The 13,337-nt window shown below is 35.0% G+C and carries 13 protein-coding genes; 12 read left to right on the forward strand and 1 reads right to left on the reverse strand.

Translation table 11 applies throughout. From position 1 onward, the window contains the following. Positions 1-35: 35 nt before the first annotated feature. Complete coding sequence (xerS, locus tag ACQKTA_RS12225; protein WP_427814576.1) at positions 36-1,145, reverse strand: tyrosine recombinase XerS; 1,110 nt, start codon at positions 1,143-1,145, stop codon at positions 36-38. Between the two features lie 206 nt (positions 1,146-1,351). Between xerS and ACQKTA_RS12230 the strand changes: the two genes are divergently transcribed. The 12 genes from ACQKTA_RS12230 to ACQKTA_RS12285 all read left to right on the forward strand — a co-directional run bounded on the left by ACQKTA_RS12230 (position 1,352) and on the right by ACQKTA_RS12285 (position 13,316). Next, the gene (locus ACQKTA_RS12230) at positions 1,352-2,407 is read left to right on the forward strand and encodes a bifunctional transcriptional activator/DNA repair enzyme AdaA (protein WP_427814577.1); all 1,056 of its coding nucleotides are present in this window, start codon (positions 1,352-1,354) and stop codon (positions 2,405-2,407) included. Between the two features lie 615 nt (positions 2,408-3,022). Then, positions 3,023-3,916 carry an SDR family oxidoreductase gene (locus tag ACQKTA_RS12235; RefSeq protein WP_427814578.1) on the forward strand — a complete coding sequence of 298 codons (894 nt, stop codon included), beginning with the start codon at positions 3,023-3,025 and terminating at the stop codon, positions 3,914-3,916. Positions 3,917-4,054: 138 nt separating this feature from the next. Further along, positions 4,055-4,630 carry an alkaline shock response membrane anchor protein AmaP gene (gene amaP / locus ACQKTA_RS12240; protein ID WP_427814579.1) on the forward strand — a complete coding sequence of 192 codons (576 nt, stop codon included), beginning with the start codon at positions 4,055-4,057 and terminating at the stop codon, positions 4,628-4,630. Between the two features lie 11 nt (positions 4,631-4,641). Further along, positions 4,642-4,842 carry a DUF2273 domain-containing protein gene (locus tag ACQKTA_RS12245; protein WP_427814580.1) on the forward strand — a complete coding sequence of 67 codons (201 nt, stop codon included), beginning with the start codon at positions 4,642-4,644 and terminating at the stop codon, positions 4,840-4,842. A 56-nt stretch (positions 4,843-4,898) separates the two neighbouring features. Beyond that, positions 4,899-5,522, forward strand: coding sequence for an Asp23/Gls24 family envelope stress response protein (locus ACQKTA_RS12250; RefSeq protein ID WP_427814582.1), 624 nt, complete (start codon positions 4,899-4,901; stop codon positions 5,520-5,522). 26 nt (positions 5,523-5,548) lie between these two features. Then, positions 5,549-5,797 carry a GlsB/YeaQ/YmgE family stress response membrane protein gene (locus tag ACQKTA_RS12255; RefSeq protein ID WP_427814583.1) on the forward strand — a complete coding sequence of 83 codons (249 nt, stop codon included), beginning with the start codon at positions 5,549-5,551 and terminating at the stop codon, positions 5,795-5,797. A gap of 293 nt (positions 5,798-6,090) precedes the next feature. Next, positions 6,091-6,291 (forward strand): LacI family DNA-binding transcriptional regulator, encoded by a 201-nt coding sequence (locus tag ACQKTA_RS12260; protein ID WP_427814584.1) that lies wholly within the window; start codon positions 6,091-6,093, stop codon positions 6,289-6,291. 4 nt (positions 6,292-6,295) lie between these two features. Beyond that, positions 6,296-7,099: a LacI family DNA-binding transcriptional regulator gene (locus tag ACQKTA_RS12265; protein WP_427814585.1), complete on the forward strand. Its 804-nt coding sequence runs from the start codon at positions 6,296-6,298 to the stop codon at positions 7,097-7,099. A 203-nt stretch (positions 7,100-7,302) separates the two neighbouring features. Beyond that, positions 7,303-8,721 (forward strand): tagaturonate reductase, encoded by a 1,419-nt coding sequence (locus ACQKTA_RS12270; RefSeq protein ID WP_427814586.1) that lies wholly within the window; start codon positions 7,303-7,305, stop codon positions 8,719-8,721. A gap of 18 nt (positions 8,722-8,739) precedes the next feature. Beyond that, entirely contained in the window at positions 8,740-10,155 is a 1,416-nt protein-coding gene (gene uxaC / locus ACQKTA_RS12275) for a glucuronate isomerase (RefSeq protein ID WP_427814587.1), read from the forward strand. 96 nt (positions 10,156-10,251) lie between these two features. Continuing rightward, a complete protein-coding gene (locus ACQKTA_RS12280; RefSeq protein WP_427814588.1) occupies positions 10,252-11,715 on the forward strand; it encodes a glycoside-pentoside-hexuronide (GPH):cation symporter in 1,464 nt (487 codons plus the stop codon). A gap of 95 nt (positions 11,716-11,810) precedes the next feature. Then, positions 11,811-13,316, forward strand: coding sequence for a UxaA family hydrolase (locus ACQKTA_RS12285; RefSeq protein ID WP_407856908.1), 1,506 nt, complete (start codon positions 11,811-11,813; stop codon positions 13,314-13,316). Positions 13,317-13,337: the final 21 nt, after the last annotated feature.

Here is a 13,337-nt window from a genome sequence, read left to right on the forward strand (position 1 = left end):
ACAGTCAATGTTCGCACTTTTTTTAAGTCTTCAAATCAAGTCCATAGATCATTCATTGCATCGCGTTTTTGTTTACCGGCGATATGAGTGTAGACTGTTGTGGCAGATGTGCCGGATTGCCCCAATTGTTCAGCAACTTGGACTAAAGAATTTGTTTTGCTGTATAGTTGAGTAGCTACTGAGTGGCGTAATTTATGGGGAGATATTTTTATTTTGAAGCTTTCGGAATATTTACCGACCATTGCTTCAACGGCACCACTGGCGATACGTTTCGCTTTGCCGCGATAACGAGTTAGAAAGAGTGCCGTTTCTGTTTCAACGGGTTGATACAATTGTTCCCGCTGAGCAAGATACTTCGTTAAAAATTCCATAGCAATCGAAGAGATAACGACCATATCCCATTTACCGCCTTTACGGTAAACGCGTGCTTCGCCAGCAGCCAAATCTAAATCTTGAACATTCATATTGACTAATTCTGAAAGACGCATCCCGGTGCCTAAGAAGAGAGCGATGATTGCTAAATCGCGGAGTTGATTTTTTTTGAAAGCCGTGATCGCTTGTCTTGTCTCTAAAGTATCGATATAGCGATGCTCGATATAATCAAGAAAGTCGATAGCTTCTTCATCTAAAAATAATTTTTTTTCGATCGCAGCTCCGCGTTCAGCCATCGTTTTATTGTCCTTGACATTGGCAACTTTTGCCATCATATTGTTTTCAAGATAAGGTTTTCCGGTATTACGATCAACAGCATCATTTAAGTAATTGAAAAGGGAACGTAAAGCAGTGATCCCTCGTTGAACAGTCGCATTTTGTCTTAGGGGTAAAGACTGATCATTTTCTTCCAAACGTTTTTGTGTCGATTCTTTTAAAATTTTAGGTGCTTTCACTAAATGTGCCTTATAGAATTCTAAATCTTCCGGCCATAAATTAGCGAATTCAGCTAAAGTGACTGCTGAAAGTTTATCAGCAGAAGAGAAACCTTCTTGAATCAACCAGTTCAAAAAGCGACGGTATTCTTTTGCATATTCATAAAGAGTGATGGATGAATATTGATCTCCACCTTTTTTTCGAAAATAGTTTTGGATAAACCAAGGAAAGAATTGAATTTCTTCTTCCATTCGCCGATTGGCTTCTTGTTGATTCATTTATGCCAGCTCCTTTATAAATGAAAGTATAAAACAGCTCTTTTAAAATGTCAAACATTGGTTATTTTATATAAAATTAAAACTAAATATTAAGGCATTTGGTTTTATTAGTTAGTTATTTAACTAGAAAAAATTAGTTGTTCAGTTTTCGAAAGAACAACAATTAAAAGCGTAGTAAACTAAAAATATAAAAGGGGGCGTTTTAATTGATTGATTCTTTTGAACAGCAACAAGAATATTATCAAGCTTTAAAAGCAAAGAATCGAGCCTATGACGGAATCTTTTTTGCGGGTATCACGACAACTGGAATATTTTGTCATGCATCATGTACAGCTCGTAAGCCAAAGTTTGAGCATTGTGAATTCTATAAAACAGCTCAAGAAGCCTTATTAGCAGGGTATCGGCCATGTAAAATATGTCGGCCGCTTTCTTTTCCCAAAATGATTCCGGAAGAAGTTCAATTATTAGTTAATGCAGTAGAAGAACATCCTGAGAAACGATGGAAAGAAAAAGATTTTTCAGCAATCGGATTACATTCTGCTAGTGCGAGGAGAAAATTCAAAGAAATTTATCAGATGACTTTTGTCCAATATGCACGAGCAAGACGAATGGGGGCTGCTTTTAAAGAAATAAAAAAAGGGAGTAAAGTAATCGAGCAACAATTAAATACTGGTTATGAATCAGCCAGCGGGTTTAATGATGCATTTAGTAAAATTATGGGAAATCCGATTAAGAAAATGAATACAAAACCTCTGATGGCTTCATTTATTTCTACACCGATAGGCCGTATGTTGTGTTTAACAGATGAAGACTATCTGTACCTATTAGAATTTGAGGATCGTCGAGGTTTGGAGTTAGAGATTGAAAAACTACGGAATAAATATAATTTTCGGATTATATACGGTCAAACAGCGATCAGTCAAAAAGTTGAGCAGCAACTGAATGAATATTTTGCGGGAACACGTACAACATTTTCGATCCCATTATTTTATGATGGCTCTGAATTTCAACGAAAAGTGTGGAGTGAATTAGAATTGATTCCTTCGGGAAGTACAAGAAGCTATCAAGCATTGGCAATTCGTTTAGGAGATCGAAATAAGGTCAGAGCTGTAGGCAGAGCGAATGGCATGAATAAAATTGCCATTATTGTTCCTTGTCACAGAGTAATTGGACAGGATGGGAAGTTGACTGGTTATGCCGGTGGATTAGCCCGTAAACAATATTTACTTAATTTAGAGCAAATGAATAATCCTGAAAGATGATCTTATTTTGATCATCTTTTTTTATTGAACAATCATCTTTAGGCACAGAGAATTTCGAATTAAAAATCGCTAAAAATAAATTATTAATATCGCAAATGAATTATTTATAAAATAATAAAAAAGTAGCTAGGAATGGTACTGACTTGTTGATGCCTATTTATTTCCAAATTTATTGGTAAAATTTTTCGATTTCATACTTGATCATATTCATTCATTCTCAAAAAGTTTTTCAAAATGAGATAACTAGAAAATTGAGGATCGGTATTATTTTTTGGAAGACTTTCAATGGTGAATGTATCCGTTAATGTTCTTTATAAAAACATTATTCAAGAGGATTAATGAAACTTGGCATGAAACCCCTTACTATGGTGTGGTGCGACAATTTTTTTTAGGTAAAAGAGAAAAAAATCAATCTATGATTAGTTATTTATTGTTAGTGATAATCGAAAGACTATTTTATTAAATAGAAGATCAATTTATAACTTATAACCAATTTAATGCCTATTTTTATCAAATTTCAAATAAAAATATTGTGATTGTTGTGACAAATAGGCATATCAGTTTTAAAAAAATTTAAAGTACGTTAAGATAAATAAAGAAAGTGAGGAGAAGTAAATGACAGAACCTGATTTAAAGGATCCTAGAAAGTTATTTTATAATGATCGTTTTGAGAAACAAGATCAAGAAACTCCCGCTGTACAAACAGACATGACTCCACGCCCCGATTGTGGCGAAGAAAGTTATGTTGGGAGTAAAAAATTAGAAAACCGCAGAGTGTTAATTACTGGTGCAGATTCAGGAATTGGACGTGCTGCAGCAATTGCATTTGCTCGTGAAGGTGCAGATATCGCTTTTCAGTATTTCCCAGGTGAGGAAAAAGATGCAAAAGAAGTTGCTGAGTTAATAGAGGCAGCTGGCAGAAAAGCAGTATTACTTCCTTATGACTTAAGAGATGAATCTGCTCCAAAAGAGATCGTTGCAAAAGCGGTCGCTGAATTGAATGGATTAGATACATTGGTGCTTAACTCAGCACAGCAAATTTCTCAAGAATCAATTGAAACTTTACCGATTCAACAAGTAAGAGATACGTTTACAATAAATATTATTTCGATGTTTGCAATTGTTCAAGAAGCAATCGCCCACTTACCAGCAGGCAGTAGTATCATTACGACAACTTCAGTTCAGGCATTTAATCCTAGTGATCATCTGATGGATTATGCAGCAACTAAAGCATCGATTGCGAATTTCACAGTTAGTTTAGCAGCACAATTAGCGAAGAAAGGTATCCGTGTCAATGGAGTAGCACCAGGTCCAATTTGGACACCGCTTCAATTAGATCAGGGACAACCAAAAGATAAATTACCAGATTTTGGTCAAGAATCTTTACTAGAAAGAGCTGGCCAACCGGTTGAATTAGCTCCAGTGTATGTTTTCTTAGCATCAAATGATGCAAGCTATGTGACGTCTCAAATTTATGGTGTGACGGGTGGAGAATCGATCAATCTTTAAAACTTATCTGAGGTTTTAAAAAGAAATTATTATTATTTCTTTTGTTGAGTATTACTAAACTGATTCAACAGTATACAAACAACATTTTAATAACCATAGTACTTCGAATCAGTTGCAATATATTGAAGGAGGTGCGTCATGAATCGTGGATTAAAAGCAGTTGGGATTATTGTATCAGTGATATTGATATCGGTATTCTTGATGGTCCTTGCAATCAGTTCTCCATATTTGAATCTGCCCTTTGGAATGAAGCGTACAGAGTTTCTGCTAGGCTCGCTATCAAACTATTATTTCCGACAATATCTATTTTGGGTGGCGTTAGTACTTATTGCGATTTTGTTAATTTTCATTTTATTCCTTATCTTCTATCCAAAAGCCAAACAAACTTTTGTCCTTAAAGAAGACAAAGGACAACTGACGTTAGATAAAAAGGCAATTGAAGGTTTTGTTCGTTCAAAATTAAACGGTGAAGGTTTTGTCTCATCGCCAAGCGTTAAAGTGAGAGCGACAAAGAATAAAATCAAGGTAAAAGTGAAAGGCCAACTCACTCGGACTTCTTCGATTATTGGAAAAACAGGAGCCATAATGGAAGAAATCCAACGAGAATTACAAGACATTTTAGGTAACGAAGAAAAAGTTAAAGTAGATGTTACATTCGCTAAATATGATGATGAGCAAGATAAACATGTGTCTGATCACTCACGCGTAGAATAGGAGGGAGTTCCATGAAAAAAATATTTGAACAATATAAGCTCCCGATTATTTTTGGGGGATTAGGATTGATTTTAGCAATCTTGTTTGTTTCTATCGGTTTCTTTAAAACATTGTTGATTATCATATTAACTGGTTTAGGGATTGCTCTAGGTTTCTATCTTGAGCAAACAGGCTTATTAAATGAATTTTTCGATCAACAAAAAAATAAATAACTATCTTTTATGATTAAAAAAACTTAAATATTTTAACCAAGACGGAGGAATTTATAATGGCTAACAATTTTGAGAACAATAATTTAAATCCAACTCCAGGAGTTGCTGGACAAACACGAGCGCAGCATGCTGCCAATCCAAATTTAAATGATCCAACAAAAAATAATCATGTGGACAATATCAACGGTGAATTGACTTATGATGATAAAGTAATTCAAAAAATCGTTGGCAAGGCCGTAGAACAAATCGACGGATTATTAACGGTTGATGGTGGATTTTTCTCTAATATTGCAGAAAAATTAGTTAATGCCGACAATGTGACAGCAGGGATTGAAACAGAAGTTGGAAAAAAACAAGTTGCAGTGGATATGGATGTTGTCATTGAATATGGCCGCGATATCCCAGCTATTGATGATCAAATCAAGAAAGTGATCACAGAAGAAGTTGCTCATATGACACATCTTGAAGTAATTGAAGTAAATGTCAATGTTGTCGATATCAAATCACGTTCTGAATATGAAGATGACAGTGAAACAGTTCAGGACAAAGTCACAAGTGCTGCAAAAACAACGGGGCAATTCGCTTCAAAACAAACAGATAAGGCAAAAAATGCGGTAAACCGAGGCACGAATAAAGCGCAAGCAAAAATAGAAGAAAATCGTGAACCTCGTGTACAATAAAAAATTAAAATAGAGGAGGAATTATCATGGGTTTAATTTGGTCATTAATCGTAGGTGCTATTATTGGTGTAATTGCAGGAGCAATCACTGGAAGAGGAAACAGCATGGGCTGGATCGCTAATATCATTGCTGGTTTAGTGGGCTCAGCTCTAGGTCAAGCTTTATTAGGTACTTGGGGTCCATCACTAGCAGGTATGGCTTTAGTTCCTTCGATCATTGGGGCAGTCATTTTGGTCTTGATTGTTTCACTTATTTTAGGCAGATCAAAATCATAATCATTGATTTTGGTTTAACAATAACAAATAATTGCTAAATTAGTTATGTTGAAATGATTAAAATCAGTCAATACAGCCTTGCGTTAAATATTGAAAGTATGATACCCTCGTGTTCTTATAAGAAGATCACGGGGGTATTATTTATGTAAAATTAATAGTATATAGTTATTTATGATGATATACTATCTCTGAAATTCATTTTTTTATACAAATTAATTATACTCGTATAAAAAAACGACTTTAGTACATAAAGAAATACTAATTTTGAATAAACGACAGGAAGTGATAACTAGATGGTAACCAGTAAAGATGTTGCAAAAGCAGCAAATGTTTCTCATATGACTGTTTCAAGAGCTTTTCAAGCAAACAGTAGTATAAAAAAAGATACGAGAGAAAAAGTTTTAGCAGCTGCGAAAAAATTGAACTATATCCCTAATTATAATGCTAAAAGTTTAGTCATGAATCGAAACTTTTCAATCGGGCTTTTTTTTTAGTTCAATGGAGGGAACTTCAGAAGTTTTCCTAGGCGATTTAGTCAATCAGATTTATCAATTGCTGCCGCATAATTATTTATTATCTGTCAACAGCATAGATAAGATGAATATCAACGAAGAAAAAAATTCGCTTATTGAAGCAGTGATCGGTCGTTTTGATGGTGTCATCATAGCTACTCAATCCGAAAAGGATGACTTATTTATTGAATATCTCCATCAATTGAATCTTCCTATCGTAGTTATGAATCGATACATAGAAAACAAGGAAATTTATAATGTATCAACAGATGAATCTATGGGTATTCAGGAAATGGTTGATTATTTAGTTGATTGCGGTATTAAGACGGTTGGAACGATCAAAGGATTCTCTAGTTTTTCTTCTGCTAAAAAACGGTATCATAAATTAGTAGAAGCTTGTGATCAAGCCGGAATCAATATTGTTCATTCCGCTATTGAAGAAGGAAAGTATACGATTGCAAGTGGGTATGAAGCCATGAAAAAAATTCTTATGAAGAATGATAGACTACCGGAAGTAATCTTTTGTGGAAATGATGACATGGCGATCGGCGCTATCAAAGCTTGTAAAGAGTTACAGTATTCGATTCCCGAAGATCTTGCCATTATTGGTTTTGATGACACAAATTATGCAAAGTATATGAGTCCGGCATTGACTACGATTCATAAACCTTATCGAGAAATGGCTCAAAAATCAATGGAAATTTTATTAGATTTACTAGAAGAAAAACCTCCTCAAAAATACAAATATAATATCGATAGCGAATTAATAATTCGTGATTCCGTAAAATAAAGTTTATTAGCTTGAAAACTAGTGTAAATAAAAATATTTGCACTAGTTTTTATTTTTTGAAAAAAGTTATTGATTTCACAATAAAATGATGGTAAGCTCTTTTTAACAAATGTTCACGCTAACAAAATAAGGAAAAAATTCATAATAATATTTTTTATAAGTTCTTGTTAACGTTAACAAAGATAGATGTTAGGAGTAGTAGTATGAAAAAAATAAATGAACTAAACTTAGACAAAAAAAATTTACCGACAAAAGTTATTCAATTTGGCGAAGGGAACTTCTTACGTGCGTTTATTGATTGGCAAATTCAACAGATGAACAATCAGCAATTATTTAATGGTGGAATAACGATTGTTCAACCAATTGAAAAAGGAATGATCGATTATTTAGAGGCACAAGATAATTTATATACTGTAACATTAGAAGGATTGTTAGATGGAAAGAAAATTCAAAGTGATGAAGTGATTACATCAATCAATAACACGATTAATCCATATGCTAAATTTTCAGAATATTTAGAACTTGCTGAAGAAGATACGATTGAAGTTATTTTTTCAAATACAACCGAAGCAGGTATTACTTTTGATGAAACAGATAAAAAAGATGCTGCACCAGCAAAATCATATCCTGGAAAATTGACTCAGTTACTATATAGAAGATTCGAATTAGGTGAGGCTGGTTTTCATATCATCCCATGTGAATTGATTAACTATAATGGAAAGAAATTGAAAGAAATTATTTTAAAATATGCAGACTTATGGGAACTAGGCACAGGATTTAAAGAATGGATTGAAAAAGAAAACTACTTTTACGGCACATTAGTTGATCGAATCGTTCCAGGATTTCCTCATGAGAATAAAGAAGAAGTATTTGAGCGAATTGGTTACGAAGACAACATGTTAGTCAAAGCAGAAGCTTTCTTACTTTTTGTGATTGAAGGAAATAGTAAATTAGCAGAAGTTCTGCCATTTAAAGAAGCCGGATTGAATGTAATCATTACCGATGATATGCAGCCGTATCGTGAAAGAAAGGTCAGATTGTTAAACGGACCACACACGACAATGACCCCATTAGGTCTATTAGCTGGAATTGATACTGTGGGATCGGTTATGAATGATGAAGATTTTGGTCAATTTATTCAAGATGAAATGACTAAAGAAATCTCACCGATCATTGATCTACCAAAAGATGAACTGGCTTCTTACTGTGAAGCGATCAAAGAACGCTTCGAAAATCCATTTGTTCACCACGAATTGCAATCAATCGCTTTAAATAGTATTTCAAAATATAAAACCCGTTTATTACCGGGAGTTATCCAAAGCCTTAATGAAACGAATAAAGTACCTCGTCGGATGGTTGCAGCCTTGGCCGCATTGCTTGTCATCTACGGAAACTATGAAGAAATCACCGTTCAACCTGTTGACGGAGAAGAGACGATTGCTAAATTTAAAACATTGAAGGCATCAAATGATTATGTGCATGCAGTATTGAGCGATCAAGAACTTTGGGGAGAGGATTTAACTCAATACCCTGAATTAGAAACAGAAGTAAAAGATGACGTAGCGTTTATCTTAGCACAAGGTGCGCGCAAATTAGTACAAACCATCAATAAAAATTCATAATAGTAAGGAGAAAATACTATGTTTTTAGACCAAGATTTTTTATTAACTACGGATGTTGCAAAAAAACTTTTTAATGACTACGCAAAAGAAATGCCAATTATCGACTACCATTGTCACTTGAATCCAAAAGAAATTTATGAAGACAAAAACTTCAATAACATCACGGAAGCTTGGTTAACAGAAGGAAATAATTTCGGTGATCATTATAAGTGGCGATTAATGCGAGCTAATGGTGTACCAGAAGAATTGATCACCGGAAATGGTGATCCTTACGAAAAATTTCTAGCTTTTGCTGGCGTCTTAGAAAAAGCTTATGGTAATCCAATTTTTGAATGGTGTCATCTTGAGTTGAGACGTTTCTTCGATATTGAGACTGTTTTAACAACCGAAACAGCGCCAGAGATTTGGGAACAGGCCAATCAAAAATTAGCAGCGTCTGCTTTCTCAAGAAAAAGTTTGATTCGAAATATGAAGGTAAAAGCTTTATCGACGACCGATGATCCAATTGATGATTTACATTATCATGAACTGTTAAAAGCACAGGAAAAAGAAAATGGTTTTAAAGTCATCCCTGGTTTTAGACCCGACAAAGCATTGAACATCCATAAAAATGAGTTTTCTGATTATATGGATCGTCTAAGTGAAGTCAGCGGTGTTAAAATAGAACATTTTAAAGATGTCGTAAGTGCGTTAGAAAAACGAGTGGAATATTTTGAAAAATATGGCTGTACTATTTGTGATCATGCCTTAGACTCTGTAGATTATCAAGAAGCAACAATTGAAGAATTAGATGAAATCTTAGTTAAGGCGCTTCAAAAAGAGACATTGAATTCAAAAGAGGTCGCACAATATCGCTCAGCATTATTAGTAGCACTGATCAAAGTTTATGCGGACCACGAGTGGACCATGCAATATCATATGCATGCGCTTCGGAATTTAAATGCAACAACTTTCGATATGATGGGACCAGATACTGGTTATGATGCAATCAATGATGAAGCGGTGGCTGTTTCTTTAGGTAGATTATTAGAAGCTGGCTACAAAGAAGGTGAGCTACCAAAAACAATCATCTATTCGTTGAATCAAAATGATTGGATGCAGTTATTGACAGTTATGGCCTGTTTCCAGGGAGGAATGAAACAAAAAATCCAATTTGGAACTGCATGGTGGTTCAATGATACTCGAACAGGTATGCGCAACCAATTACAGATGCTGATGGAACAAAGTTTATTAGGTAATTTTATTGGAATGTTGACTGATTCCCGCAGTTTCTTAAGTTATCCTCGTCACGAATATTTCCGTCGCGTACTTTGTGAATTGCTTGGAGAAATGGTTGAACGAGGTCAAATTCCTAACGATGAAGAACGCTTAGGAAAAATGGTTCAAGATATCAGCTTCAATAATGCCGATGAATATTTTGGATTTTTAAAATAATTGTCTTTAACGAGACAGGTGGATATGCTAACTATTTGTCTCGTTTCAAATTTTAATTAGGTGAAAACGTTCGCTTTAAATCAAGGAGGAAAGAAGATGGAAACAAATGTAGGAAATAATACTAGAATCCCAAAATCGGGAGCTCCAGTAACGAAAGTAAGTAGTGGCAGATTATCTTGGAAAGAGAAAATTGCTTATGGTTTTGGTGATTTCGGAAATGGATTTATGTTTGACTTAGGACAAGCATATTTAACTAAATTTTTCACTGACGTAGCTATGATCGCACCTGGAATCGTAGGAACTATCTTTGCAGCTACTAAGATTTTTGATGCTTTTATGGATCCTTTAGCAGGTTCATTTATCGATGGTCGTAAAAAAATCAGTCATCGTGGAAAATTCCGTCCAGTTATGATGGTTTCTGCATGTGTTTTAGCCGTATTGACTGTAATAACTTTTACTATGCCGAACATCTCGATGAAAGGAAAAATCCTTTATGCGCTATTAACCTATATGGCTTGGGGTGTTGTCTATAGTTTTACCAATGTTCCTTATGGATCACTTGCTTCTGTTATGACTAGAAATGTTGAAGACCGGGCTGAATTAGCAACGACAAGACAAGCAGGTTCTTTAGGAGCGCAATTAGTAACTGGAGTCGCATTTATCCCGATCATGATGATGTTTACAAATCATGGCGGAAAGCCAAGTGCTCACGGTTATACGATTGCTGCATTAGTAATGGCTTTAGCCGGTATCTTAGGATTTGTTGTTTGTTATTTAGGAACACGGGAACATGTTAAAGTAAATCGTCAAGCGTCGGATACGAAACGAGAAGGCTTTAAAGAATATGCTAAAGTAATTTTCACAAATAAACCTTTAGGTGCAATGATCTTATTAACTTTATTTACTATTTCTGCTATGAATACAAACAATACAATGATGGTTTATTTCTGCCAATACAATTTAGGAAATTTAGCATTACAACCGATTGTTAACGGTATCATGATGGGCGCATCAGTAGTTGCGATTCTTTTGATCCCAACTTTGGTAAAACGTTTCGGTAAAAAACAAACAGCAATCGTTTCATTTATTATTGGGGCAGTCGCAAACGGTCTGAACTTCATTTTACCGACGAACATCGTCACATTTATTCTTTTAGTCACAATTGGTTATGTAGCATTGGCGATCCCAAATGGTATCACTTGGGCCTTTGTATCAGATGTTATCGACTATGGAGAATGGCATACAGGTATCAGAAAAGAAGGAATCACGTATGCTGCATTCAATTTTTCAAGAAAATTAGCCCAATCACTAGCGGCGATTATTTCAGCAGGAATTTTAGGATTAACTGGCTATATTGCCAATGAACATCAATCAGCTAGTACATTATTAGGAATAAAGAGCGCCATGACGCTATATCCAGCAATCGCATTAGTTATGGTTGCGATCATTATCTTCTTCTTATATGGATTATCAGATGACAAATATCGTCAAATCGCAGAAGACCTTTCTAACGGACGTTGGGAACATGGGATTATTGGTGAAAGTCAAAAAGAAGATTAATAACTTAACGATGTAAGAATACTCGATGAGTATTCTTACATATGTTAACGTGAACATTTATTTACATTTTGGAGGGATAAACGATGAACAGTGTGATGGAAAAAAAAGGTGCAATAAAAGATATCATGGAGTTGAATCCCTGTGACAATGTTGTTGTAGCACTTCATCCAATAAAAAAAGGCACAATTATTAGTGAAGGCGAATTATATTTAACAGTATTAAATGATATTCCGCAAGGACATAAAATTGCATTGAGCGATTTAAAGAAAGACGACGACGTTATTAAATATGGTGCGCCAATCGGTCATGTCACCACAGATGTAAAACCGGGAGAATGGCTACATACACATAATGTAAAAACAAATTTAAATGATGAATTGGAATATAGTTATGAGCCAGAATTACGAACGATTACATATCCCAAAGTAGCCAGAACATTCCAAGGCTATCGAAGAAAGAATGGAAAAGTTGGAATCAGAAATGATCTATTCATCGTTCCAACTGTTGGTTGTGTTAATGGCATTGCTGAGCGAATTGTTGAGCTGTTCAAGAACAATCACCCAACGATTGCTCCTTTCGACAATATTACTATTTTAAAACATCCGTATGGTTGTTCACAATTGGGAAACGATCACGAAAATACACGTAAGATTTTAGCAGATGCAGTCAAACATCCAAATGCAGGTGGGGTTTTAGTGTTTGGTTTAGGTTGTGAAAATAACACCGTTGATGGGTTTCGTGAATTGTTAGGAGAAGTGGACCCTGAGCGTGTGAAATTTTTAGTGGCTCAAAAAGTAGAAGATGAAATTCATACAGGTGCCAACTTATTAGAAGAGATTTATCAAGCAGCTAAAAATGATCACCGTGAAGAGATTCCTTTGTCTGAATTAAAAATAGGCTTGAAATGTGGAGGATCAGATGGCTTTTCAGGTATTACTGCGAATCCATTATTAGGTATGTTTTCTGATTTCTTGATCTCTCAAGGTGGTAGTACAGTACTAACAGAAGTTCCCGAAATGTTTGGGGCAGAACAACTATTGATGGCTCGAGCTGAAAATCAAGAAGTATTTGAAAATATTGTTGATTTGATCAATGACTTCAAGCATTACTTTACGAATTATGGCGAACCCATTTATGAGAATCCTTCTCCAGGAAATAAAGATGGCGGTATCACAACGTTAGAGGACAAATCACTTGGCTGTACACAAAAAGCGGGGACAGCTCCTGTAGTTGATGTCTTAAAATATGGAGAAAAGTTAAGAAAAACAGGGTTGAGTTTGTTGGAAGGTCCAGGAAATGATTTAGTTGCTGCGAGCAATTTGGCTTCAGCTGATTGTCAATTGGTCTTATTTACAACCGGAAGAGGGACGCCTTTTGGATCGTATGTCCCGACTATGAAAGTCGCAACCAATAATGAGATTTTTCATGCCAAACCTCATTGGATGGATTTTAATGCCGGAAGATTATTACAGGAAGAAAAGGAACACGTTCTAACGGATTTTATTGATAAGATAATAGCCGTTGCTAGCGGAGAAGAAACCCGAAATGAAGAAAATAATTTCAGAGAAATTGCCATTTTTAAAAATGGGGTCACATTATAAAATTTGTAGAATAAAGAATAC

Origin of the sequence: Enterococcus sp. 22-H-5-01 (genome assembly GCF_050310005.1) — a bacterium.
In the GTDB taxonomy this organism is placed as follows: domain Bacteria; phylum Bacillota; class Bacilli; order Lactobacillales; family Enterococcaceae; genus Enterococcus_A; species Enterococcus_A hailinensis.

Coding starts and splice junctions, on each gene's coding strand:
- xerS (WP_427814576.1), bottom strand. CDS start 1,145: ATGAATCAACAAGAAGCCAATCGGCGAATGGAAGAAGAAATTCAATTC.
- ACQKTA_RS12235 (WP_427814578.1), top strand. CDS start 3,023: ATGACAGAACCTGATTTAAAGGATCCTAGAAAGTTATTTTATAATGAT.
- amaP (WP_427814579.1), top strand. CDS start 4,055: ATGAATCGTGGATTAAAAGCAGTTGGGATTATTGTATCAGTGATATTG.
- ACQKTA_RS12245 (WP_427814580.1), top strand. CDS start 4,642: ATGAAAAAAATATTTGAACAATATAAGCTCCCGATTATTTTTGGGGGA.
- ACQKTA_RS12250 (WP_427814582.1), top strand. CDS start 4,899: ATGGCTAACAATTTTGAGAACAATAATTTAAATCCAACTCCAGGAGTT.
- ACQKTA_RS12255 (WP_427814583.1), top strand. CDS start 5,549: ATGGGTTTAATTTGGTCATTAATCGTAGGTGCTATTATTGGTGTAATT.
- ACQKTA_RS12260 (WP_427814584.1), top strand. CDS start 6,091: ATGGTAACCAGTAAAGATGTTGCAAAAGCAGCAAATGTTTCTCATATG.
- ACQKTA_RS12265 (WP_427814585.1), top strand. CDS start 6,296: ATGGAGGGAACTTCAGAAGTTTTCCTAGGCGATTTAGTCAATCAGATT.
- ACQKTA_RS12270 (WP_427814586.1), top strand. CDS start 7,303: ATGAAAAAAATAAATGAACTAAACTTAGACAAAAAAAATTTACCGACA.
- uxaC (WP_427814587.1), top strand. CDS start 8,740: ATGTTTTTAGACCAAGATTTTTTATTAACTACGGATGTTGCAAAAAAA.
- ACQKTA_RS12280 (WP_427814588.1), top strand. CDS start 10,252: ATGGAAACAAATGTAGGAAATAATACTAGAATCCCAAAATCGGGAGCT.
- ACQKTA_RS12285 (WP_407856908.1), top strand. CDS start 11,811: ATGGAAAAAAAAGGTGCAATAAAAGATATCATGGAGTTGAATCCCTGT.